The 22,522-nt window shown below is 63.8% G+C and carries 17 protein-coding genes; 3 read left to right on the plus strand and 14 right to left on the minus strand.

Annotated elements, in window-relative coordinates:
* Positions 1 to 100: 100 nt before the first annotated feature.
* From FB009_RS02400 to FB009_RS02420, 5 genes are all read right to left on the minus strand, one after another.
* Entirely contained in the window at positions 101 to 1,120 is a 1,020-nt protein-coding gene (locus FB009_RS02400) for a carbohydrate kinase family protein (protein WP_018210085.1), read from the minus strand.
* Positions 1,117 to 2,148, minus strand: a complete 1,032-nt coding sequence (locus FB009_RS02405; protein ID WP_018210086.1) for a beta/alpha barrel domain-containing protein — start codon at positions 2,146 to 2,148, stop codon at positions 1,117 to 1,119. Before FB009_RS02405 ends, FB009_RS02400 begins: the two co-directional genes overlap by 4 nt.
* Positions 2,149 to 2,173: 25 nt before the next feature.
* Positions 2,174 to 2,959 carry an ATP-binding cassette domain-containing protein gene (locus FB009_RS02410; protein ID WP_018210087.1) on the minus strand — a complete coding sequence of 262 codons (786 nt, stop codon included), beginning with the start codon at positions 2,957 to 2,959 and terminating at the stop codon, positions 2,174 to 2,176.
* Positions 2,959 to 3,945 (minus strand): ABC transporter permease, encoded by a 987-nt coding sequence (locus FB009_RS02415; protein ID WP_033042412.1) that lies wholly within the window; start codon positions 3,943 to 3,945, stop codon positions 2,959 to 2,961. Before FB009_RS02415 ends, FB009_RS02410 begins: the two co-directional genes overlap by 1 nt.
* Before the next feature lie 93 nt (positions 3,946 to 4,038).
* Positions 4,039 to 5,052: a substrate-binding domain-containing protein gene (locus FB009_RS02420; RefSeq protein ID WP_145161422.1), complete on the minus strand. Its 1,014-nt coding sequence runs from the start codon at positions 5,050 to 5,052 to the stop codon at positions 4,039 to 4,041.
* A 349-nt stretch (positions 5,053 to 5,401) separates the two neighbouring features.
* On the opposite strand from FB009_RS02420, the gene FB009_RS02425 reads away from it, so the two are divergent.
* The gene (locus tag FB009_RS02425) at positions 5,402 to 6,652 is read left to right on the plus strand and encodes an ROK family transcriptional regulator (protein WP_018210090.1); all 1,251 of its coding nucleotides are present in this window, start codon (positions 5,402 to 5,404) and stop codon (positions 6,650 to 6,652) included.
* Here the strand turns inward: FB009_RS02425 and FB009_RS02430 are convergent.
* The 8 genes from FB009_RS02430 to FB009_RS02470 form a co-directional block, all read right to left on the minus strand.
* Positions 6,619 to 7,863 carry a Gfo/Idh/MocA family protein gene (locus tag FB009_RS02430; RefSeq protein WP_127581277.1) on the minus strand — a complete coding sequence of 415 codons (1,245 nt, stop codon included), beginning with the start codon at positions 7,861 to 7,863 and terminating at the stop codon, positions 6,619 to 6,621. The genes FB009_RS02425 and FB009_RS02430 overlap by 34 nt on opposite strands.
* A 56-nt stretch (positions 7,864 to 7,919) precedes the next feature.
* Positions 7,920 to 8,924, minus strand: a complete 1,005-nt coding sequence (locus tag FB009_RS02435) for a LacI family DNA-binding transcriptional regulator (protein WP_011969745.1) — start codon at positions 8,922 to 8,924, stop codon at positions 7,920 to 7,922.
* Positions 8,921 to 9,877 (minus strand): ABC transporter permease, encoded by a 957-nt coding sequence (locus FB009_RS02440; RefSeq protein WP_011969744.1) that lies wholly within the window; start codon positions 9,875 to 9,877, stop codon positions 8,921 to 8,923. Before FB009_RS02440 ends, FB009_RS02435 begins: the two co-directional genes overlap by 4 nt.
* The gene (locus FB009_RS02445) at positions 9,874 to 10,866 is read right to left on the minus strand and encodes an ABC transporter permease (RefSeq protein WP_011969743.1); all 993 of its coding nucleotides are present in this window, start codon (positions 10,864 to 10,866) and stop codon (positions 9,874 to 9,876) included. Before FB009_RS02445 ends, FB009_RS02440 begins: the two co-directional genes overlap by 4 nt.
* The gene (locus FB009_RS02450) at positions 10,867 to 12,372 is read right to left on the minus strand and encodes a sugar ABC transporter ATP-binding protein (RefSeq protein WP_024311070.1); all 1,506 of its coding nucleotides are present in this window, start codon (positions 12,370 to 12,372) and stop codon (positions 10,867 to 10,869) included. It abuts the gene before it with no gap.
* 247 nt (positions 12,373 to 12,619) lie between these two features.
* Positions 12,620 to 13,642, minus strand: coding sequence for an ABC transporter substrate-binding protein (locus FB009_RS02460; protein ID WP_018210093.1), 1,023 nt, complete (start codon positions 13,640 to 13,642; stop codon positions 12,620 to 12,622).
* A gap of 75 nt (positions 13,643 to 13,717) precedes the next feature.
* Complete coding sequence (locus FB009_RS02465) at positions 13,718 to 14,878, minus strand: dihydrolipoamide acetyltransferase family protein (protein WP_011969740.1); 1,161 nt, start codon at positions 14,876 to 14,878, stop codon at positions 13,718 to 13,720.
* Between the two features lie 3 nt (positions 14,879 to 14,881).
* Positions 14,882 to 16,960, minus strand: a complete 2,079-nt coding sequence (locus FB009_RS02470) for an alpha-ketoacid dehydrogenase subunit alpha/beta (RefSeq protein ID WP_011969739.1) — start codon at positions 16,958 to 16,960, stop codon at positions 14,882 to 14,884.
* A gap of 120 nt (positions 16,961 to 17,080) precedes the next feature.
* On the opposite strand from FB009_RS02470, the gene FB009_RS02475 reads away from it, so the two are divergent.
* On the plus strand, positions 17,081 to 17,548 hold the full coding sequence (locus FB009_RS02475; RefSeq protein ID WP_018210094.1) for an Lrp/AsnC family transcriptional regulator: 468 nt from the start codon (positions 17,081 to 17,083) through the stop codon (positions 17,546 to 17,548).
* Positions 17,549 to 18,199: 651 nt separating this feature from the next.
* The gene (locus tag FB009_RS02485; protein ID WP_011969736.1) at positions 18,200 to 18,766 is read left to right on the plus strand and encodes a dienelactone hydrolase family protein; all 567 of its coding nucleotides are present in this window, start codon (positions 18,200 to 18,202) and stop codon (positions 18,764 to 18,766) included.
* A 30-nt stretch (positions 18,767 to 18,796) separates the two neighbouring features.
* Here the strand turns inward: FB009_RS02485 and FB009_RS02490 are convergent, their stop codons facing one another.
* A complete protein-coding gene (locus FB009_RS02490; protein WP_011969735.1) occupies positions 18,797 to 22,435 on the minus strand; it encodes a hydantoinase B/oxoprolinase family protein in 3,639 nt (1,212 codons plus the stop codon).
* Between the last annotated feature and the right edge of the window lie 87 nt (positions 22,436 to 22,522).

Below are 22,522 nucleotides of genomic sequence, written 5' to 3' on the forward strand. Positions count from 1 at the left end.
TGTCGTCACGGGTCACGGCTTCGCCGTGTTCAGGAGCAGAGTTTCTGATCCCGTGCTGCAGTGGCGCCCGAAGATAACACCAGATCGGCTCAACGCACCCTCAGTAGTCGCGGGAATCCCACTTGTCCGCGAGTGCCAGGCAATCCCTCCAAGGCAAGACCGCGCCTGTAGTCGAGATGCTGCGCAGCGATGCGGCCGCCGTTGCATGGGCGAGCCGCAGAGACTGTCCAACGCTCCAGCCTTCATGGATGCCGTAGAGCATCCCGGCGGCGAACGCGTCGCCGGCCCCGTTCGCGCCCTTGATCTCCTGCTTGGGGATGGCGACGGACGGCAGAACCACGCCTTCCCCCCAGCGGGTGACGGCGATGGCAAAGGCGGGGCAATGCACGGCAACCAGTTTCAGCGCGCCGCGCTCCAGCACGGCACGCGCTGCGCGCATGCAGGCCGCCTGGTCGGGCGCATCGCGCACGATTGTTTCAACTCCGGCGATCGCCCCGATCTCCAAGTCGTTGACGATCAGGAAATCGAGATGCGGCAGGCAGGGGGCGACAAGCCGCGCCATCAGAGCGCGGTCGACGCTCGCCAGCTCCAGGTTGGTTTCGAGGCCTGCGGCACGCGCCTTCTTGAGCACCACCACCCAGCCATTCGCCTCGTCATGCCAGGGAGCATCGAGAATGCGATGCACGCCCGGCAGGCCGAGATGCAGATACCGCATGCGCGTTGAAGAAAAGTCGAAATGATCCGGCGTCAGCAGTGCGCCGCTTCCCGCGTGAAAGATGTGGGTGCGCCGGTGGGAACTCAGCGAGACATAGGCGTCGCAGAACTGGGTGGCTGCGGCCGCCGTCACCATCATCTGACTCGTGTCAATGCCGGCGGCAGCTGCCGTCGCCCTCAGGTAGCGGCCATCGTCGTCATCGCCGACGAGGCCGATCGTCTCGACGGGAATCGCCGGGTCCAGATGCTTGATGTCGAGCGCCAGGTTGCAGCCCGATCCCCCGCCGTGGCGTTCTTCCTCGAAGAGTTCGGCAAGGCCGTCCTCGCCCGGCCAGTGGCTGACGGTGCGGTTATAGTCCGCGCACCAGGTTCCGCCCGTGAGAATCCCCCGCCGGCCGCCGCTCATCTGCTCTCTTCCGGTTTGAGCACGGCTTCCGTGACGACGTTGTCGGCGGCGAGATCGCGCAGCGGCGTGATGCCTTCCTTGGCAAGACCCGCATGATAGGCCTTCACCGCCTCTGAGGGCGAGACGGTGCCGGAGGCCACCTCGCGAAGCAACCGCACTATCGACAGCGGGTCCTCGGCAAGGTTGATCTTGCGCCCGAACAGCGCCACGCGCGCGCCGAAGCGTTCGGCCTGGTGGAGCAGTTCGAAGCAATCGCGCGTCGTGCCGGCGCCGCCGCCGAGCACGCCGACGATGACGCTCGGATCGTAGGAGGCGAGTTCCTCCATCGCCCTGGCGCCGTTGAACGCGATCTTCAGAAACTGCGGCCGGTCTTCCCTGGTGACGCCCGCAAGACAGCGCATCATCACGTCGTTGACATAATGGGGCAGCACTTCCGGGTCGATGCCGCAGGCGACGTTGGGATTGAAGACCTCAAGGAAATACTTGAACCCGTTACGCGCCGCATCCTCGCGGAAGGCGCGGAAGGCTTCGAGTGCCTCGTAGTCGCGGTCAAGATCGTTATTGAAGGTGATGGAATAGAGGCCGAGATCGGTGCCGGTGATCGGCGCGCCGGGCGCGGGATCGATGGACCCGGTCATAACGCGCGCGAGGGAGGCGGTGCGGAAGGGACGCGAGGCCTCCTTCACATAGGTCGCACCGCGGCATACCCAGATGTCCGTGGTATCATTGGCGCGGATAGCAGGCTTGACGGCACTGTCGCGATAGACGCCCATCTTGGTCAGCGCCTCCATATTGGAAGCGGAGGTGAGCATGATATCTACGATGTCCTGCTCGACGACGGCGCGGATATTTTCGAGAAATTCGGATCGGGTATAGTGGCGTGACCAGCTGCCGTCCTTCTCCCGCTTGGGACCGCAGGAGGTTATCGAGGGACCCATGTCGCCGTCCTTGGCGTCGGCGATGATGAAGTCGCTGCGGGTGTATTGGCCGGCGCGGATGCGCGCGAGCTTCCGGTCGAGGCGATACATGGTCTCACTCCTTTCGGGACAAGGGTCAGGCAGTCGCTGCGCCGGTCATGATGGCAACGACGTCGTTCATGGAATGGGTCTTTGGGGTGACGACGGCGGCACGCCGGCCCAGGCGCATGATGTGGATGCGGTCGGCGAGGTCGAAGACGTTGGGCATGTTGTGGCTGATCAGAACGACGGGCAGGCCGCGATCACGTATCGAGCGTATCAGCTGCAGCACCTGCCCTGTCTCCCGCACGCCAAGAGCCGCCGTCGGCTCGTCCATGATCACCAGCCTGCGGGCGAAAAGCGCGGCGCGAGCCACGGCCACGCCCTGCCTTTGCCCCCCCGAGAGCGATTCCACCGGATTGTCGATCGCCGGCAGGCGAAACTTGAGTTCTCCCATGGCCCGGCGGGCTTCCTCGCGCATGCCTTTTTTGTCGAGGCGGCGAAATAGGCTCCCGAGAAGGCCTGGTGCGCGCAGCTCCCGGCCGAGAAAGAGATTGGCGGCGATATCGAGCGCAGGCGCAACGGCGAGGTCCTGATAGACCGTCTCGATGCCGGCATGGCGTGCATCGAGAGGCCCCTTGAAGTGGACCGGCACTCCATCGAGCAGGATTTCACCGCTGGTCGGGCGCACGGCGCCGGTCAGGGTCTTGATGAGCGTCGACTTGCCGGCGCCGTTGTCGCCGACGACCGCAAGGATCTCGCCGGCCCTGAGTTCGAAGTCGACGCCGTCGAGCGCAGTGACGTGGCCGTAGGTCTTCACCACGTTGCGTGCTTCGAGAACCACGCGGGCCGAAGGCTCTTCGATGCGGGAACCTGCTGGCATCAACGCCTCCTGCGGGACAGCTGGTCGAGCGCGACGGCGATGATGACGAGGATGCCGGTTATGAGGTCCTGCCAGAGCGGGTCGATGCCAGCGAGCGTCAGGCCGTTGCGAAGAACGCCGACGATGAGCGCGCCGATCAATGTCCCTACGAGCCCGCCGCGGCCGCCGAAAAGACTGGTGCCACCGATCACCACCGCGGTGATCGAATCAAGATTGGCGCTCTGCATGGCATTCGGGTCGGCATTTGGAATCCGTCCGAGCGCGAGCCAGGCGGCAATGCCGTAGATGAGGCCGGCCAGCACATAAACCGAAAGCAGGTGGCGCCGCACCGGGATGCCGACCAGCCGGGCGGCCTCGACATTGTTGCCGATGGCATAGACGTGCCGGCCCCATTTCGTCTGGTTCAACAAATACCAGACGCTCGCATAGAGTATGAACATGATCAGCACGCCATAGGTGAGCACGAAGCCGCCCAGCTTCATCGTATTGCCCGTCCAGGCCAGGAAGGGATCACGCACCGGGAAGGCGCCCCCCTCGGAAATGAGCCGCAGCGCCGCGGTCAGGATGCCGAGAATGCCGAGCGTGACGATGAAGGGCGGTAGCCTGAGGCCGCTGACAAGACCGCCAGCGGCAAAGCCGGCGGCCGTGCAGATGAGCACGGCGATCCCCATGGAAAGAACCGGATCATAGCCAAGATTGGCCAGCTTGCCCGCGACGATCGTGCCCAGCACGCATATGGCGCCAACGGCAAGGTCGATCCCGGCGGTCAGGATCACCAGCGTCTGGCCGATCGCCAGAGCGCCTATGACGACCGTCTGCTGCAGGATGATCGACAGATTGTGGGTGGCGAGAAAGCGGGGATTGGTCAGCGCGAAGATCACGCAAAATCCGAAAAGCACCAGAAGCGGTCCCGCCGACGGGCTGCCCAGAATACGGGCTTTCAGGCTTCGCGGCGCCTCGGCTGGATATACGGTTGCTGTGTTCATGGACGTCCCGTGCGTCAGGGTCTTGTTCCGCATCCCTTCGACCGCGGGACCGCTGCGGCGCAGGCGCCGCGCGACCCCGCCGCGAGAGGCGGATCAGTCGCCCCAGCAGTTTTGAAGGCCCCAGGCGGTATCTTTCGAATCCAGCCCGTCGACCGGCTTGTCGGTGATGAGGACGGAACCGGTGTTGACGAAACCGCTGGGCTTCTTGCCGGTGGCCGCATATTCCACCACCGCGTCGATGCCCATGGTCGCCATCTTGTAGGGGAACTGCATGACCGTCGCGGCGATCCTGCCGTCCTTGACGTCGCGCACGCCGGCGCAGCCGCCGTCGATCGAGGTCAGCATCACCTCGCCTTCCTTGCCGAAGGCTTTCAGCGCCGCATAGGCGCCGGCGGCCGCCGGCTCGTTGATCGTATAGACGGCGTTGATCTCGCCGTTCTTGGAGAGCAGGTTCTCCATGCCGATCTGGCCCTTGTCCTGCGCGCCGTTGGTGATGGCGGCGCCTGCTATGGAAGGGTCGCCCTCGGCTATCCCGAAGCCCTTCAGGTAACCGTCGTGGCGGAACGTATCGACCGTGCCGCCGGGCGTGCCGTCCAGCATTGCGACGGCCGCCTTCGTGTCGCCCATCGCCTTGCGGGCATAGGCGCCCTGCTGCACGCCGGCCTCGAAATTGTCCGTGGCGAAGGTGGCGTCGACCGCATCGGCCGGATCGGTCGCCGTATCGAGCGCGATCACCAGCACGCCGGCATCACGGGCCTTCTTGATGATGTCGAGCATGCCGGAAGAATTGTTCGGCGTGACCAGGATGCCCTTGGCACCGGCGCTGATCAGGTCCTCGATGGCGGCGACCTGACCTTCGTTGTCGCCGTCGAACTTGCCGGCGCGGGCGATCAGCTTGACGCCCTTCTCCTTGGCGCGCGCTTCGGCCGCCTGGCGCATCTTGACGAAGAATGGATTGACCTCGGTTTTCGTGACGAGGCCGACGATTACCTCGCTGGCGGCAGCGGATCCCGCGCCCAAGGCAAGGCCGAGAACGAGCACGCCGGCGGCGATGCTGCCCCGCAGGACGGCTGAGCGCGCGGACGCGCGAATGTAGTGAAGTGGCATTAGATCCTCCCAAATCCAAAGACGCCGTGAACCCCTCCGGCTCTTTCGACGTGTATGACCTCTCCTCAAAGGCCACGGCGATTAACTCACCCATTTTAGATAAAGTCAACTCGATATCGGCCATGTTATGTCTATCTTTATACAAAATGACGCGGACGAAAGGGCCTTCCAAGTGATGAAGCGGCGGGAGGGAGGCGCTGTTGGAAGGCAGTACCTTTCATCCGGGCGATGCGGCAACAAGGGGGACGACTTATGTATAGTCTATCCCATAAGTTATCACCCGAATGGGCTTCCGCGCTTTATCGCACGCCGCTTTGCCGCTAAACCGGGCCAAAAAAGGGAGTTTTGCATGGCACGGCCGGTACAGGCGCCTGACAGACCGACGCTGGAAGGCGCCGGAGGTATCTTTTCCCTTATCGCGACCGGCAGCGCCGTCTCGCGCGCCGAGCTGCTGGCCGCCTCCGGCCTGTCGCGGGCGACCGTGACGCAGCGGCTGAACGCGCTCCTCGCCAGCGGACTGGTACGCGAAACAGAAGAGACCCTGCCCAGCGGCGGACGCCCGACGCGTGTGCTTGCGATCAACGCCACCAGCGGCTTTCTGCTGGTCGCCAATGTCGGCGAGACGCATATCCATCTTGCCGCCATGGACCTGACGCCGGCGATCCTCTCCCAGACGACGCTGCCAATTTCCGTGGCGAGCGGCCCTGATGCGACGCTGAAACAGATCGGCGAAGCCTTCGCCGCGCTGGCGGCAGGGGCCGAAAAGACGCACGGTTTCCTCCTCGGCATCGGTCTCAGCCTGCCGACACCGGTGGATTTCAAGCGCGGCTGCGTCGTCGGCCCATCGGTATTGCCCGGCTGGGACGAATTCGACATCATCGGCCGGCTCAACGTCGGGTTTTCAGTGCCGGTCTATGTCGAAAACGACGTGAACCTGATGACGATCTGCGAGCACAAGCGTCGCGTCCCCACGGTTGAGGACATGCTCTTCGTTAAGGTCGGTACGGGCATCGGCAGCGGCATGATCGCCGGCGGAAGGTTGTTCCGAGGCGCCCAGGGGGCTGCCGGCGATATCGGCCACATCCAGTTCCTGTCGGATGACGCCCCGCTCTGCCGCTGCGGCAAGTTCGGCTGCGTGGAGGCGCGCGCCGCCGGCTGGGCGATCGCCCGCGACCTCTCCTCCCGCGGCTTCCGCGCCGAAACCGCCCGCGATGTGCTCGACCTCGTCGAACAGCGGAAACCCGAGGCCCTGATGCTGCTGCGCGCTGCCGGGCGCACGGTCGGCGAGGTCATTTCTGATGTGGTCAGCATCATAAATCCGAGCCTGATCGTCGTCGGCGGTACCCTTGCACGCGGCGGCGATTTGTTGCTGTCCGGCATCCGCGAACTCGTCTACCAGCGCTGTCTGCCGCTCGCCACGCGCAACCTCTCGATAGAGCTATCCACGATCCGCGACGATAGCGCTCTGTACGGTGCGGCCCACCTTATGTTGGACGATATCTTCGCCCCGACGAAGACCGGTGAGCTTCTCGCGCGATATGGTGCGGCCGCCGCGTCGACGCACCCTCAGGCTCCCACGCGCGCCACGACCGGAACATAGTTTTCAAGCTCCGGCGCGGGAAAATGGAGCGCCGCACCAATCTCGGCGGACCGGTAGAGGCCCATAAGGATCTCGACAACTGCGAGGCCGTCGTCAAAGGTTTCGATCGGCTTCACGCCCTTGCGGAAGCTTTCGACCATGTGGCGGTTTTCGTCCGTATAGCCGTAGACCCCGGCCTCGTCCTCCAGGACCGGCATAAGGCCCTGCTCGGCATTCTGCTTTTCCACCAGGTCCTCGCCCTCGGAGCCTTGTACGGCCCGCGACAGGAAGATTTTCAACCCGGTGCCGAGCGAGTTGTATTCCAGTGCGTATTCCGGCCCTAGAAGCTCGAGCTGGATGCGCAGGCCGGCGCCGACATAGGCCCAGGAGGTCGTCGCCTCGATCATCAGTTCATTGCCCTCCTCGTCCTCGAGCGTCACGGTCGCCCGCGCGAAATCCTCCGACGGGCGCCGGCGGTAGTCGACATCCTCGCCGAAGCGCCGGCGCAACTGATCGGCATAGCCGGCCCGCGTCCATTTGAGGTTCGCAACCGTGCCGTTCACCGACTTGACCTTCAGCGAATTGCGCGGTGCGCCGGGCGCCGTGAGCAGATGGCGCGCCACCTCGACGCTGTGGCACATCATGTCGGAAAGCACTCCGCCGCCCTGCTTGTCGCCCTGCCAGAACCAGGGCTCGTGCGGGCCTGCATGCTCTTCCGCGGCGCGCGCGAGATAGGGCCGGCCGGTTGTGGAGGCAGCGCGGCGCCATATGATCTCCTTGCCGCGCAGCACCGGCGTGCAGAACACCTGGTTTTCGAGATAGCCGTGGTTGAGCCCGGCATCCTCAGCCAGGTGCAGCATTTCCCGGGCCTCCGCCACGGTGCGCGCCAGCGGCTTCTCGCAGGCGACAGCGAAAATCGTGCTGCGTCCCGCCTTTATCTCGCGGTGGAGTGTCCGCATGACGTCGAGCCGCGTGTAGTTCGGCGAGAGAATCCAGATCGCGTCGATGTCGGCGGCAGAGAACAGCGATTCAAGGCTGTCATGCGCGCGACACCTGCCGAGATCAAGCGCCTCGGCTTCGCCCACGAAGCGCTCGCGGTTTGCGGCACTGCGGCTGTAGACGCCGGTCACCTCGACATTGCGCACGCCGATGAGCGAATTCAGGTGAAAATGCGCAATGAAACCCGTGCCGACGAAGCCGATACGCAAGGTCTGTTTCGGTAATGTGGACATTCTTCCCTCCCGGATAATCGGCCGTCGACGTTCCGCGTGTTCGCCGGCACTGGTTTTCAGAAACGTGGAGGCGCCGTGCTTCCCCGCACCTTCAAGGTCGTGGGAAGCACGATCGGCTGGATTCCATAAGCGCCGTCGCCCGCCAGTATTCCAAGAAGCACCGCCATGGCGGTGCGGCCGATCTCGGCCCGCGGCTGTCCGACTGTCGTCAGCGGCGGATAGAAGGCCTTGCTCAGATAGAGGTCATCGAAGCCGACGACCGATACGTCGCGCGGAACGTCGCGTCCCATCCTCCTGAGCTGATGGACGGCCCCGTAAGCCATTTCGTCATTGGCGACGAAGAGTGCGGTCGGCGGATCGGAAAGCGAGAAAAGCGACCGGCAGCATCGCTCGCCGCTCTCGATGAGGAAGTCACCCCGCGCTTCGTACCCCCGGGGGATCTCCAGGCCGGCGTCGCGCATGGCGAGGCGATAGCCCTCACGGCGATAGACGCTCATCGGCTCGGGAACCGGCCCCGAGATATGGGCAACCCGCCGGTGCCCGAGCGAAATCAGGTGCTCGACGGCACCGCGTGCCGCGGCGACGTTGTCGACCTGAACATGGGGCAGGCCCGAGCCCTCGATCATTTCCAGCGCGACCACCACTGCAAGATGGGTCCAGCCCCCCGAGGGCGGCAGCTTGCCGGTCATCAGGATCATGCCGTCGGCATGTCCGTCGCGCAGCATGTCGAAATATTCGGTCTCGCGGGCCGGGTCGTTCTCCGTATTTCCCATCAGCACGGCATAGCCCGCCTCGCGGGCCGTCGCCTCGACGCCCTTGAGGATTTCGAGATAAAAGGGATTGCCGACGTCGCGCACGACCATGAGTACCGCCATGGACTTTCGCGTACGCAGGTTGCGGGCGCTGACATTCGGGCGATAATCGAGCTCGCGCGCCAGGTCATGAACGCGCTGGCGCGTCTCGGCCGTCACCAGCGCGGAATCTGCAAGCGCGCGCGAGACGGTTGCCACCGATACCCCGGCCTTTTCCGCGATGTCCTTGATCTTCGGCCGGTTTTTCATGCGCGCATCGCACGGCCGCGCCCGTAGAACATCATGAGAAGGAGCAGCGTCGCACCGAACACCATCTGCCGTCCCGACTCCTCGATATTGATCGTCGTGAGGATGCTTTGCAGGATAACCAGCAGAACGGCGCCGGCCATGGTGCCGGTATAGCCACCCTTGCCGCCGGCAAGCGACGTTCCGCCGAAGACGACCGCAATGATCGAGGGGAGCATGTACTGTTCGCCCACATTGGCGAAGGATGTGCCGGAATAGCCTAGCAGGCAGAGCCCGGCAATCGCGGCGAACATGCCGGATATCACAAAGAGAGCAATGCGGATGATGCCGACCGGCACGCCGGCCATATAGGCGGCGTGCTCATTCGAGCCGATCGCATAGATGCGATGGCCGAAGACGGTGCGGTTGAGCATGAGCGCCATGACGATGCCGATCATGATCCAGAGCCAGATAATGCCGGGGATTCCGTAGGCGAACGGCTGCGTGACGAAGCGCGAGAGGGCGGGCGCGGCCTGGCCGGAGGGAATGCCCATCCGGATGACCACGAGAAGCCCCTGCAGCACGCCAAGCATCCCAAGCGTCATCACGAGCGGCGGGATTCTGAGAAGCGTGACACCGAGCCCGTTCAGGAGTCCGAAGAACGCGCCCGCTGCCAGGCAGGCGCCAACAGCCGGCAGGATGCCGCCATCGGCGCCGTTCATGACATTGCCGGCAATGATCGCCGAGAGCGAGACGACGCCGCCGACCGACAGATCGATGCCTTCGCGTCCGCCGAGGATCACGACATTCTGGCCGGCCGCGATGATGCCGAGCAGCGAGGCGACGATCAGCAGCCGCAATATCTGCCCTCCGGTGGCAAAGCCAGGCGACAGCGCTTCTCCGAGATAGAGGAGGAACACGATCAGGACGAGCGCGACGACGATCGGCTGGCGGAGAAACGAATTGATACGGCTCATGAGCGCCCCCTTCTGCCGGCAAGGACGCCGGCCATCAGGACGAGAAGGATCGCGAGCCCCTGCACGAAGTTCTGCCACTCGGACGGCGTGCCCATGAAGAAGACGACCGAGTTGACAAGCGCGATCGTAAGCGCCCCGAGCAGCGAGCCGACGACGGTGCCCCAGCCGCCTGAAAGCGCGCTGCCGCCGAGTACGACCGCCGCGACGCTGTAAAGCGTCATCTTGCCGCCGACCAGCGGGTCGCCGCTTGCTGTATCGCCGGTGATGCAGAAGGCCGCGAGGGCCGAGAAAAGGCCGCAGAGCACATAGCCCTTGACCCTCGTCGCCACCACCGGCAGCCCCGTCTGGTAGGCCGCCTGCGGGTCGTCGCCGACGGCAAGCAGCTGCGTGACAAGTCGGGTGCGGCTCAACACCGCCAGGAGGATCGCGAGGACCGCCAATATGTAGAAGACGAAAGGCACGCCGAAAAACCGGCCACCATAGGCGCGCCAGAAAAGCGCCGGTGCCGGCGTACCGGCAACGGGCAGGATGTAGAGCGCGAGGCCGGTGAAAAAGATACTCGTCGCGAAAGTCGCGACAATCGCCTGCAGCCGCAGGGCCGCAACGACGAGGCCGTTCACGAGCCCGCAGACGAGGCCGAGCAGGAGACCCATGGCGAGTGCGAGGAGCACCGCCCCGGCGCCCCCTCCCCACCGCTCCATCAGGACCACGATCGCGACATTGACGAGCGAGAGGATCGCGCCGGCGGAAAGGTCGATGTCCCCGGCATAGACGACGTAAGTCTGCGCGATGGAAAGCAGGATCAGCGCCATATAGGTGCTGAGCAACCCGGTGAGAGCCCTAAAGGACAGGCTGTTCGGCGAAAAAAACCCGTTCAGAAAAAGGAGTGCGACGACAATGACGAGTGCCGGCAGGAACGGATAGCGCTCCAGCACCCTGCCTATGCCGCCGGCGCGCCGATATGAAGGGACGGTTGCGGTCTCTGCCATTTACGCGGCCTCGTATGCGGCTTGGTACAGGTTGTAGCGGGTGCGGTCGGCGCCGGTGAGCTCCCGGCTGACCGATCCGCCGTTGAAGACGAGAATTCGATTGGCGTTGCCCAGCAGTTCCGCATCTTCCGAGGAATAGAGGACGATGCCGAGGCCGTCCGCCGCCAGTTGCCGGATCAGCGCGAAAAGGTCGGCTTTCGCCGACAGATCGATGCCCTTGGTGGGGTCGTCGAGCAGCAGTACATCCGGGCGGTCTATCAGCCAGCGGGCAATGATCACCTTCTGCTGATTGCCGCCTGAAAGCGAACTGATCGGGTGAAACAGGCTGGCGAACTTCGTCTGCATGCTTTGCAGCGCCGGCGCCACTTTGTGCCGGAGCTTGCGCGGTCGCGCGATCATCAGCCGGTCGCGCAGGTAATGAATCGGGGTGACGTTCTCGATGATCGGACGACCGCTGATGACGCCGTCGCGAGCCCGGTCGCCGGAGACATAGGCGCAACCGCACCGGATCGCCTTACGCGGGCCCGACGCGTCGAAGCTTTCCTCGCCTATCAGGATCTTGCCCGAGGTGACCGCTCCGGCGCCGAAGATCCCCCTGAGCACCGCCGATTGGCCTTGGCCATGAAGGCCGCCGAAGCCCAGGATCTCCCCGCGGGCGACCTCGAAACTCACATCGCTGAAGCCGCGGCCGGAAAGATTGCGCACCGTCAGGGCGGCGCCGCGCTCGGCATCGACCACCGCCGGCACCGAGGATTGCGACGCCGGCATATCGCCGGCACCCCCGACCATCAGCCGAATGACCGTTGCCGGGTCGGTATCGTTCAGATTGAGGGTGGTGATGGTCTCACCGTCACGAATGATCGTGACCCGGTCGCCGATCGCCTTGATCTCGTCCATGCGGTGCGAAATGAAGACGATACCGCGCCCGCGCCGCTTGAGGTCCCGCAGGATTTCGAAGAAGCGTTCCACCTGCGCGCGGTCGAGGGCCGATGTCGGTTCGTCGAAGATGAGGAGCGGCGCCTCGCTGGCCAGCGCCTTCATGATCTCGACGAGTTGACGCTGGTCCGGACGCAGACTGCCAACGAGTGCCTCGGCGGAAAACTCCTCGCCCGAAACGCCGTCGAACAGGCCGATGTAGCGCGCTGCGCGCTGCCGGAGTTCCGACCGGTCGACGAAGACGCCTGCCTTGACCGGCAACCTGCCAAGCGAGATGTTTTCCCCGACGGATCGATGGGCAGCGAGACTGAGTTCCTGATAGAATATGCCGATGCCGTGGGCCCGCGCCGAGCGCGGTCCGGTGATCGTGACAGGCTGGTCGTCGACAAGGATCCTGCCGCTATCGGGCCGGACGCTGCCCGCAATGATCTTGCAGAGCGTGCTCTTTCCCGAGCCGTTGGAGCCCATGAGGACATGGACCTCGCCCGCCATGACCTCGAGGTCGCCGCGGCGTAGCGCCAAGGTCGCGCCGTAAGCTTTGCTCACGCCGCTCAGTTTCAACTTTGACATCGAGATTTGTCCGTTCGCTTCGGTTTGGGGAGGCTCTCCTCCGATCCTCATTCCTGTGCCCGTCACGGCAATCCCGCCCTGTCCCTCGGGCGAAAGAACTCTCCCGCGCCGCGAACGCGGCGCTGCCGAATCCCTGTGACAGGCACGGGGATTCGGCAGAATGAATGCGTCAAAGCCATGACGTCACCGACGCATGCCGCTCGCCCACCGGGACGCGCCGCACGGTAGGCCTTGCGCGCCGAAGACCTCATTTGAACAGCGCTTCCGCCTCCTCGATCGAAAGCGAACTCGTATAGGAATAATAGCCGGGCTTGCCCTCGAGTTGCTTGGCGGCTTCCTCTAGGTTCTTGGAGTCGATGAAGGGGATCGGCAGATAGAGTGCATTGCCGTATTGCCCGGCCTTCGCCGGCTCCTTCAGCTCCTTGCCCTGCAGCATCAGAACGGCGACGTTGAGTGCGCTCGCCATGACGCCCGGCGGGTTCACGGTCGCACCGGAGTTCAATTTTTGCTTGATCCAAAGGTCGATGAAGTCCTTGCGGATCTCGCCGGTCGCGGCGATCTGGCCCGTCTTGCCGGCATCCGTGATCGATTTCCAGGCGCCCGCCGCCATGCCGTCCTGAACCAGCACACCATTGATGTCGGGATAGGTGGCAAGGATATTCTGCATTGCCTGCTGCCCCTGAGCCTGGTCCCAATTGGCGTTGACCTCATTGACGACTTGGATGTCGGGGTGATCCTTGAAGACGCTCTTGTAGCCTGCAACGCGCATCTCGTTCGCCGGATGACCTGCGACCCCGTTGATCGCGACCACCTTGCCCTTGCCGCCGAGCGTCTCGGCAAGCCACTTGCCGCCCGCGGCACCCCAGGCGGTCTGGTCGATGCCGACGTAGATCGCATCCGGTGACGAGACTTCCGCATCGGTGGCGATCACCAGTATGCCGGCTTCCTTTGCCTGAGCGAAGATCGGATCGAAGGCGGTCGGGCTATTAGGGTTGACGATGATGGCATTGACACCTTCAGCGATGAAGTTGCGGATATGCGCGATCTGCCCGGGCACGTCGACATTGGCGCTCTGAACGGACACTTCGACGTCAACCCCCTTCTCCTTCCATTTCGCCGCCGCGGCCTTCGCCTCGTCGATCATCTGGGTACGCCACTCGCTACCGACCCAGCCGTTCGAAAGACCGATTTTGATGGTCTCGGCGTGAGCGGATGCTGCGATCACAATGGAAGCGACGGTGCCAAGCGCAAATGCGATAAATTTTCTCATAAGATCCTCCCAAATCCTGCCGGCACATGAAGCCAGAAAATGTAATCGATTTCAATCGCCGTTTGAGGAGGATTTTCAGGCCAAGCCGTTCTTCGTTGCTTCACCCGGCCAGCTCTCGAGGACACGGACGAATTCCGTTAGCCACGCATTCGTGTGGTGGCCGTCCAGTGCCCGATGGTCAATCGTCAGCGACACATAGGCCATCGGCCGGATCTGAATCGTATCGATGCCGTCCACCTCGCGAACGACCACCCGCTTGTCGAGTTTCCCGACACCGAGGATTGCCGATTGCGGCTGGTTGATGATGATCGGCGTCGCGAGCAGGGATCCGGAGACTCCGTGATTGGAAATGGTGAACGTGCCGCCCGTCACGTCTGCGGGGGAGAGCGCGTTGGAACGCGCGCGCGTCGTCAGGTCCTGAATTCGGGCCGCAATCTCCGCCAGCGACAGATTCTGCGCGCGGCGGATTACAGGGACGACCAGTCCCTTTCCACCAAGGGAAATCCCAACGCCGATATTGATGTCATCGAATGTTTCGAGCGCATCCTCGTGCCAGCGGCTGTTCACCTCGGGAACCGCGCGCATCGCCGCCAGCGAGGCCAGAACAACATAGGCAGTGTAGGAAAGATTGACGCCCCGTGCCGCAAGCTTCTTCCTGTGTTCGTCCCGATGACGCGTCACCGCCGAGAAATCTGCCTCGAATACGGCCGTCACATGCGGCGCCGTCATTACGGAGTTGAGCATATGTTCGGCGATTGCGGCGCGCATGCTGCTATGCGGTATCCGGCTGGATTCGGGCTCCCCTCTCCCGCCGTCGGGCCGGGGCTCGGGCGATGCTCCGCCCGCCTGCCGCGCCGCGAACGCCCTGTCCATGTCGCCGCGCGTAACACGGCCATCCCGGCCGGTGCCGGTGATGGTCGCAGGATCGAAGCCATATTCTTCCGCTGCCCGTCGCACGGCGGGGGAATAATGCGGCGCATCTTCGCCTCCGGCAAGCTCGCTGCCGATCCGGCCGAGAACGGCGCCGGGCCTGGCATCGTCGCCGTTCCGCATCAGGATCTCGAGAAGCACCCCGTCGGCAGGAGCCGCCACCTCCTGGGTCACCTTATCCGTTTCAAGCTCGACCAGCGGGTCGCCCGATTTGACCTTTTCGCCGATTTCCCTGAGCCAGTTGCGAACAACCGCTTTCGTCCCCTCCTGCTCCAAAGGAGCCTGAATGTCGATGAGGTCGACCATGATTCAGAACTCCAGAAGGTCGTTGATCTTCTTGCGTATCCGTTCCGGCGAGGGAACGACCCAGTCGAGCAGGACGGGATTATGGGGGCTCGGAATGTCGGGCATGGTCAAGCGCGAGATCGGCGCATCGAGATCGATGAAGGCTTCCTGGGCGACGACGGCGGCAATCTCCGCGCCGAAACCTGCCGTTCCGAGGTCCTCGTGGACGATGAGGCACCGGCGGGTACGGCGTACTGAGGCGATGACCGCCTCGCTGTCCCAGGGCATCAGGCTTCTCAGATCGATCACGTCGGCGGAGATACCCTCTGCCGCCGCTTCGCAACGCGGGACCATGGCACCCCACGTGACGATGGTGATGTCGCCGCCTTCGCGCGTAAACTTCGCCTTGCCGAAAGGCAGGCCGAAAGCATCGCCGGGGTAGGGTCGCCGCGCCCAGGGATGATCGAGCATGGCCCGGTGTTCGAAAAAGATCACCGGATCGTTTCCCCGCAATGCGGTGCGCAGCAGCCCCACCGCATCCTCGGCATTGGAGGGAACGGCGATCTTCCAGCCGGGCTGGTGAACGAAGGCGACCTCATTCGTCTGACTGTGCCACGGATCGCCGCATTTGAAGAAGCCGCCGGCCATCCGCACGATGATCGGCGCGGCGAAACGATTGCTGGTTCGCCAGCGGATCGTGCCGCAGTCGTTCAGCTGCTCGATTGCAGGCTCGGCATATTTGCGGAACTGGATTTCCGGGACGGGCACGAGGCCCGCAAGAGCCATCCCGACCGCCCGGCCGATGATGCCCTCCTCGGAAAGCGACGTGTCGAAGACGCGCACGACACCATATTTTTCCTGCAGGCCGAGGGTCACCGCGTGAACGCCGCCCTTCGCGCCGATGTCCTCCCCAAAGAGGACGACCCGCTCGTTCACCGACATCTCGTGGTCTAGCGTGCGGCGAATCGCCGTCACCATGTTGATCCGCTCACCGGCGCTTGTCGCCCTCTCCGTCGTTTCCGGCGGACAGTAGCCGGCACAGTGCTGCCCGCCCATGATCTGCATCCGCCCTTCGAAAAAGACGTTGCCGGTGACGGTCTCGGGATCGGCGACGGGCCTGGATTCAGCCTCGATGCGCGCCCGCTCCGCCTCTCTCTTCGCGGCTCGCGCCGCGTCGTTCCATTCCTCGGCGGTCAACATCGCGGGCACAAGATGGTCCCTTAGCCGCGGCAGCGGGTCATGCGCCCATTCGCTCTTCACGAGCTCCTCGCTCTTGTAGGCCTGGGTATCCTGGAAACTGTGCCCTTCGAGGCGGGGTACCTCAAGCCGGAGCAGCACCGGCATCCGCCCTTCACGTACGCGTTCCACCGCGCTTTTCGTCAACCGGGCTGCTTCTGCCGGGTCCGAGCCGTCGCCGTCGAGGACGGTCAGGTTCTTCCAGCCGGCGAGATTGCCGGCAATGTTGCCCTCGGGCGTCTGGAAGCTCGAGGGGACGGAAATGCCGAAACCGTTGTCTTCGATATAGAAGAGCAGCGGCAAGCCTTGCGTCGTCGCGATCGTCAGCGCCGACCAGAACCCGTTCGAGGCGACCGAACCGTCGCCGCCCAGGACGACGGCAATGTCCTCCCGGTATTCCTCGTTCCCGAGAACCTGGTTGAAATAGGTAATCGCCTGCGCCCAGCCGGCGGTCGGCGTGTACTGGCTGCCGACGCCGCCGCACATTGGCAGCGCCGAGGCGCCATCCGGATTGGGATAGTTGAAGACCACGCCGATATCGCGCCCATCTGAATACCCTCCCGCGCGTCCCATCGCCGAGCCGAGCGCGTCGGCGGGATCGACGCCCAGTGCAAGCAGCAGCGGGCGCGAGCGGTAATAGCCGCAAGCCGCATCGTGCCTGCCCGTCAGCTGCAGACCCAGGAGAATCTGCGCCATGTCATGGCCGCGCGCCGAAAACTGGTAGAGAACCTTTTTCTCGGGGACGAGGCGTCGTTCCTCCATCTCGTCGAGTTCGCGTGACAGAAGCAGAAGCTGCACGACACGCTTCCAGTCGATGTTCTCGTCCGGTGCGTTGCGCCGGTCCTTTTTAAGTGCGGCCTGCGTCATCCGGATCTCCTCCAGTTCCTTCGATACGAGACTACGCTGTTCGGAGCGTAAAACGGTTTCAATCTCGTCGTTTTTTGGCTAAGGATTGATGAGAACGTTTCGGCTTTTGGGGCGACTGTGATGAATTCATTCAATCTCGACCCTATCGACCGAAAAATTCTAAGAATTCTCCAGGATCGGGGCGACATCAGCCATGCGGCAATCGCCGAGGCGGTCGGCGCTTCGCCGGCATCCTGCTGGCGGCGGATCAAAGCCCTGGAGACGGCGGGCGTTCTGGTGAAGACCGTAAGCCTCGTCGATCCCGACCTGGTCGGACGCGGATTGAACGTGTTCTGCCAGGTGCGCATGAAGTCTCATGATCCGCTGGCGCGGCGCAATTTCGAGCGCTTCGTGGAAAGCCATGAGGAGGTCCTCGAATGCTATTCCATGTCGGGCGACTGGGACTATCTTTTAAGGGTCCTCGTCGCTGACGTCGCCGACTATGAGCGCCTGCTGATGCGAGGTATCCTCACCCATGAGGCCGTCGCCAATTCTTCGTCTCATTTCGCCTTGAAGAGCGTCAAATACTCGACCGCCGTTCCGGTGTAGGACCTTAGTCCGATGCGGCCTGCCATAGGTCCTATCAAGGTTGCGTGCCGTTTTGCCCTCGCCTATTCGTTGGTTGCGCGCCGGGACAATGGACAAGCCCCAATTGCCATCCCGGCGCGCGAGGGTCGCAGAGCGGCGCGCCCCAGCCCCATCTGTATCGCTCTGCGACCCTCGCCTGGATCACGACGACCTCAGGTCAAATCGATCTGAAATCACGAACGTCATCGGTCCAACAGGTTGAGACGCGCCGGCCGAATCCGGCCTTTCCTGTAATAATTCTCGATCCTTATTCCTCCGCTTGTCACAAGCACCGCAAACGCGGCGCTGATGAACGCCTGCGAGACAAGCAGGGAATGCGGCTGAAAAGCCCGACAGCAGCCAATTATGTCGGAACCATCCGCCGGGCGAAGCGTTAGACGCGGTCGCTTTTGCCCGAAGCGACTGAACGTGGAAGAGGGTCGACTCATCGCTCCCTCCCCTACAACAGACGAGTCGACCGACAGGCGGCGCCCTTTCTCCTCCCTCGGGGGCGCCGCCACCCCCCAATTCATATTTCGCAAGGGCCGCGCCGCTCCGGCGCGTGACGAACTGCCTATTGCCGCCGGCAATCCGGCGTGGTCAAGTGACGCCTCCCGACCACAGGATACGACCATGGCGACAGTGATCCTCTTCCATTCCGTATACGGGCTGCGCCCGTTCGAACGGGCTGTCGCCGAGCGGTTGGCAGTCGCAGGGCACGAGGTCTTCACGCCCGACCTCTATGAAGGCCGGGTTGCCTCTTCGATTGACGAGGGCTTTGCCATCAAGGAAGAAATCGGTTGGCGCGCTCTTTGCGAGCGCGCCGAGCGGGCGGTCGCCGGGCTGCCTGCCGATGCCGTTCTCGGCGGCTTTTCGATGGGCGCTGCGGTCGCTGCCAGCCTTTGGCCGAAGCGACCTGAGACAGCCGGCGTTCTCTTCCTGCACAGCATCGCCGAAATTCCGGCAAATGCACGCCCTGGAGTGCCGGTGCAGGTCCATCTCGCCGATCCGGATGTCTTCGAGCCGGCAGATGAGGTCACCGCCTGGCGCAGCGCCGCCGAAACGACGCCGATCGATCTTGAGGTTTTCACCTACGCCGGCGCCGGACACCTTTATACCGACGCCACGCTTCCGGACTACGATTCCGAAGCCGCTCACCTCACCTGGAGCCGCGTCGAACGTTGCCTCGCCGCGCTTTGAGCGGGTGCCGAAGTGTGGCTCGGCTTTGGCCTAGAACTGCCCTTCCTCCGGCCCCTCATCCTTCCCATAGCCGCCGCCCGTCGGCGTCACCACTGTAAAGGCCTCGCCCGCTTCGAGCACCGTATGAGCCGAGCCAGGCAGTTCTTCGATGCGACCGTCATTGCGGCGAACATAGTTGCGGCCCGGTTCGCCCGGCTCTCCGCCCTTCAGCCCGAAGGGCCGGACACGCCGATGGCCGGAAAGGATCGCGAAGTCGAGCCGCTGGCGCGCCCGGATCGTTCGCTCGGTGCCATCGCCGGCCGACCACTTGCCGCACCCGCCGGAATCCTTGCGGATGTGAAAATCTTCAAGAACTACCGGGAAGCGCGTCTCGAGAATCTCCGGGTCGGTCAGACGTGAATTGGTCATATGGGTGTGGACCGCATCGGCGCCGTCATAGCCGGGACCGGCCGGCGCGCCGGAGCATATCGTCTCGTAATATTGGTACTCGGCATTGCCGAACGTCAGATTGTTCATCGTTCCCTGCGCGGCTGCCTGCGCCCCGACCGCACCGAAGAGACAATTGGTGACCGCCTGGCTGACCTCGACATTGCCGGCGACGACCGCCGCCGGGTAGCGTGGCGAAAGCATGGTGCCGTCCGGGATGACGATGCGGATGGGCCTCAGGCAGCCGGCATTCATCGGGATGTCGGCCTCTACCAGCACCCGAAAGACATAGAGCACGGCGGCGCGCGTCACCGGCTCCGGCGCATTGAAATTGTCGGCGCGCTGCTCCGACGTTCCGGTGAAATCGACCGTTGCTTCGCGGCTCCCCCGATCGATGGAGATTTTCACGACGATGCGGCAACCCTGGTCCATCTCGTAGCAGAATTCGCCATCCGGCAACTGATCGATCACGCGGCGCACGCTTTCGGCCGCATTGTCCTGAACGTGGCCCATATAGGCCTCGACCACGTCCTCGCCGAACTGCGCGATCATCTTTTTGAGTTCCGCGACACCCTTCTCGTTGGCCGCGACCTGGGCTTTGAGATCGTTGACGTTCTGAAGGAGATTGCGCACCGGGTAACGCGCGCCGGTCAGGAGCTTCTCGAGTCCCTCCTCGCAGAATCGGCCGCGGTCGATGAGCCTGAAATTGTCGATATAGACGCCCTCCTCTTCGATATCGGTGGCGAGCGGCGACATGGAGCCCGGCGAGATACCTCCGATATCCGCATGATGGCCCCGGCTTGCGACCCAGAAGCGGATCTCGCGGCCCGCATCGTCGAAGACCGGCGTGCAAACCGTCAGGTCAGGAAGATGCGTGCCGCCATTGTAGGGTGCATTGATCAGGAACACGTCGCCCGGATGGATCACCGGGTTTTCGCGGATGGCAGTCGCAACCGAGGCATCCATGGAGCCCAGATGTACCGGCATGTGCGGCGCATTGGCGACCAGACTGCCCCCGCTGTCGAAGACAGCACAGGAGAAATCGAGCCGCTCCTTGATGTTGACGGAATAAGCCGTGTTCTGCAGCGTCACGCCCATCTGCTCGGCGATGGACATGAAGAGGTTGTTGAAGATTTCCAGCATGACCGGATCTGCCTTCGTGCCTATCGCGGTACGCTCGGGCAGCGCCTTGACGCGTCTCAGCACGATGTGGTCCTTCGTCGTCAACTCCGCCTGCCAGCCGTCTTCGACCACGATCGTCTGGTTGGGCTCGATAATGATCGCAGGACCGGCGAGTTTCTGGCCGGGCTGGACTTGCGAACGCAGCGCCACCGGCGCGTCGTGAAACATGCCTTGCGAATAGAAACGGATTCGCTGGTCGGGAACAAGCTCACCGGCCGTGGCGGCAAGGCCCTCCGCCTCCATTTCTGCAGCCCCGCCACCCACCGTTTCGACTTCGACGGCATCGATCATCAGAGCCTTGTTCTCGGCGATGAAACCGAAGCGGCGCTTGTGTAAATGCTCGAAGTCACGGCGGAGCCGCGCCTGGTCGTCCTGATCGGGAAAGGCCGCTTCGACCGGCAGAACCGTATCGGTGCCGGCATAGCGAATATGGGCGCGCAAATGCGTGCGGATCCGCTCCAGGGCGATCCCCTGCGCCTCCAGTTCAACCAGGCATTCCGATTGCAGTTTGTGACCGAGCTCCAGAATCGCGTGCGGTGCCGCCTCGTCCAGCGCGACGCCCAGTGCTTTCTGCCGCGTGGCTCTGATATCGGCGAGGCCCATGCCGTAAGCCGAAAGAAGACCAGACATCGGATGCAGGAGTATGCTCTTCATGCCGAGCGCATCGGCCACGAGGCAGGCGTGCTGCCCGCCGGCACCGCCAAAGCAGTTGAGCGCATAACGCGTCACGTCATAGCCGCGGCTCACCGAAATCTTCTTGATCGCCTCGACCATGTTCGCAACCGCAATGCGGATGAAACCGTCAGCGACATCTTCGGGGCTGCGCCCGTCGCCGATCTCGGCCGCAAGGGCCGCGAAACGCTCGCGCACCGTCTCGACGTCGAGGGGCTGGTTCTGCTCCGGTCCGAAGATCGCCGGAAAATGCTCGGGCAGCAACTTGCCCAGCATGACATTTGCGTCGGTGACGGCGAGCGGTCCGCCGTTGCGGTAGCAGGCGGGGCCTGGATTGGCGCCGGCCGAATCCGGGCCCACGCGGAAGCGACCCCCGTCGAAATGGAGGATCGAGCCTCCGCCGGCAGCAACCGTGTGGATCAGCATCATCGGCGCGCGCACCCGCACACCGGCAACCTCGGTCTCGAAGGCGCGCTCGTACTCCCCGTCAAAATGGGCGACGTCCGTCGACGTTCCGCCCATGTCGAAGCCGATGACGCGGTCGAAGCCGGCCGCCTCGCCCGTGCGCGCAAGGCCGACGACGCCGCCCGCCGGCCCGGAAAGGATTGCGTCCTTGCCCTGGAACATCTCCGCCGCCGTCAGTCCGCCGGACGACATCATGAACATGACGCGGGCGCCGGAGCGGCCCACGTCGAGTTCTTGCGAAACCTGTGCCACGTACCGGCCGAGCACGGGCGAAAGATAGGCATCGATCACCGTCGTATCGCCGCGGCCGACATATTTGACGAGCGGCGAGACCTCGTGACTGACAGATACCTGCTCGAACCCGATCGAGCGCGCGAGGTGGGCGACCGTCATCTCGTGAGCGGGATATTTGTAAGCGTGCAGCAGGACGATGGCGACGGCACCGTAACCATCCGCCTTCAAGCTTTCGAGCGCCCGCCGCGCCGCCGCCTCGTCCAGCGGCAGCTCAACCGTGCCATCCGCAAGCACTCGTTCGTCAAGCTCCACGACACCAGAATAGAGTGCCTCCGGCTTGATGATCTCGGTCGCGAAAATCTTCTTGCGTTCCTGATAGCCGATCCGGAGCGCATCGCGGAACCCGCGCGTCGTGACGAGCCCAAGCCGCTCGCCCTTGCGCTCCAGCAGCGCATTGGTGGCCACGGTGGTGCCCATCCTGACCTCGCCGATGAGGCCGTGCGGCACCGGCTCGCCGGAGCCAAGGCCGAGATGCAGCCGGATGCCGTGGACCGCCGCATCGCGATAGGCACCGGGGTTTTCCGAAAGAACCTTCAATGCGCGCAGGGCGCCCGACGGATCGCGGCCGATGACGTCGGTGAAGGTGCCGCCGCGATCCACCCAGAAATCCCAAGTTCCCGTCAAGCTCATATTCAGTTCCTCCGCACTTCGCCGGCCGGATCCGGCGCGGCGTCGGCGTTTTTTATGGGCCGCCGACGATCGGCAGGCAAGGGAAGA

Origin of the sequence: Sinorhizobium medicae, assembly GCF_007827695.1 — a bacterium.
GTDB lineage: Bacteria > Pseudomonadota > Alphaproteobacteria > Rhizobiales > Rhizobiaceae > Sinorhizobium > Sinorhizobium medicae.

What these genes read in the sequence shown, in the direction of transcription:
- FB009_RS02400 (WP_018210085.1), bottom strand. Translation starts at nt 1,120, where the DNA reads ATGAGCGGCGGCCGGCGGGGGATTCTCACGGGCGGAACCTGGTGCGCG.
- FB009_RS02405 (WP_018210086.1), bottom strand. Translation starts at nt 2,148, where the DNA reads ATGTATCGCCTCGACCGGAAGCTCGCGCGCATCCGCGCCGGCCAATAC.
- FB009_RS02410 (WP_018210087.1), bottom strand. Translation starts at nt 2,959, where the DNA reads ATGCCAGCAGGTTCCCGCATCGAAGAGCCTTCGGCCCGCGTGGTTCTC.
- FB009_RS02415 (WP_033042412.1), bottom strand. Translation starts at nt 3,945, where the DNA reads ATGAACACAGCAACCGTATATCCAGCCGAGGCGCCGCGAAGCCTGAAA.
- FB009_RS02420 (WP_145161422.1), bottom strand. Translation starts at nt 5,052, where the DNA reads ATGCCACTTCACTACATTCGCGCGTCCGCGCGCTCAGCCGTCCTGCGG.
- FB009_RS02425 (WP_018210090.1), top strand. Translation starts at nt 5,402, where the DNA reads ATGGCACGGCCGGTACAGGCGCCTGACAGACCGACGCTGGAAGGCGCC.
- FB009_RS02430 (WP_127581277.1), bottom strand. Translation starts at nt 7,863, where the DNA reads ATGTCCACATTACCGAAACAGACCTTGCGTATCGGCTTCGTCGGCACG.
- FB009_RS02435 (WP_011969745.1), bottom strand. Translation starts at nt 8,924, where the DNA reads ATGAAAAACCGGCCGAAGATCAAGGACATCGCGGAAAAGGCCGGGGTA.
- FB009_RS02440 (WP_011969744.1), bottom strand. Translation starts at nt 9,877, where the DNA reads ATGAGCCGTATCAATTCGTTTCTCCGCCAGCCGATCGTCGTCGCGCTC.
- FB009_RS02445 (WP_011969743.1), bottom strand. Translation starts at nt 10,866, where the DNA reads ATGGCAGAGACCGCAACCGTCCCTTCATATCGGCGCGCCGGCGGCATA.
- FB009_RS02450 (WP_024311070.1), bottom strand. Translation starts at nt 12,372, where the DNA reads ATGTCAAAGTTGAAACTGAGCGGCGTGAGCAAAGCTTACGGCGCGACC.
- FB009_RS02460 (WP_018210093.1), bottom strand. Translation starts at nt 13,642, where the DNA reads ATGAGAAAATTTATCGCATTTGCGCTTGGCACCGTCGCTTCCATTGTG.
- FB009_RS02465 (WP_011969740.1), bottom strand. Translation starts at nt 14,878, where the DNA reads ATGGTCGACCTCATCGACATTCAGGCTCCTTTGGAGCAGGAGGGGACG.
- FB009_RS02470 (WP_011969739.1), bottom strand. Translation starts at nt 16,960, where the DNA reads ATGACGCAGGCCGCACTTAAAAAGGACCGGCGCAACGCACCGGACGAG.
- FB009_RS02475 (WP_018210094.1), top strand. Translation starts at nt 17,081, where the DNA reads ATGAATTCATTCAATCTCGACCCTATCGACCGAAAAATTCTAAGAATT.
- FB009_RS02485 (WP_011969736.1), top strand. Translation starts at nt 18,200, where the DNA reads ATGGCGACAGTGATCCTCTTCCATTCCGTATACGGGCTGCGCCCGTTC.
- FB009_RS02490 (WP_011969735.1), bottom strand. Translation starts at nt 22,435, where the DNA reads ATGAGCTTGACGGGAACTTGGGATTTCTGGGTGGATCGCGGCGGCACC.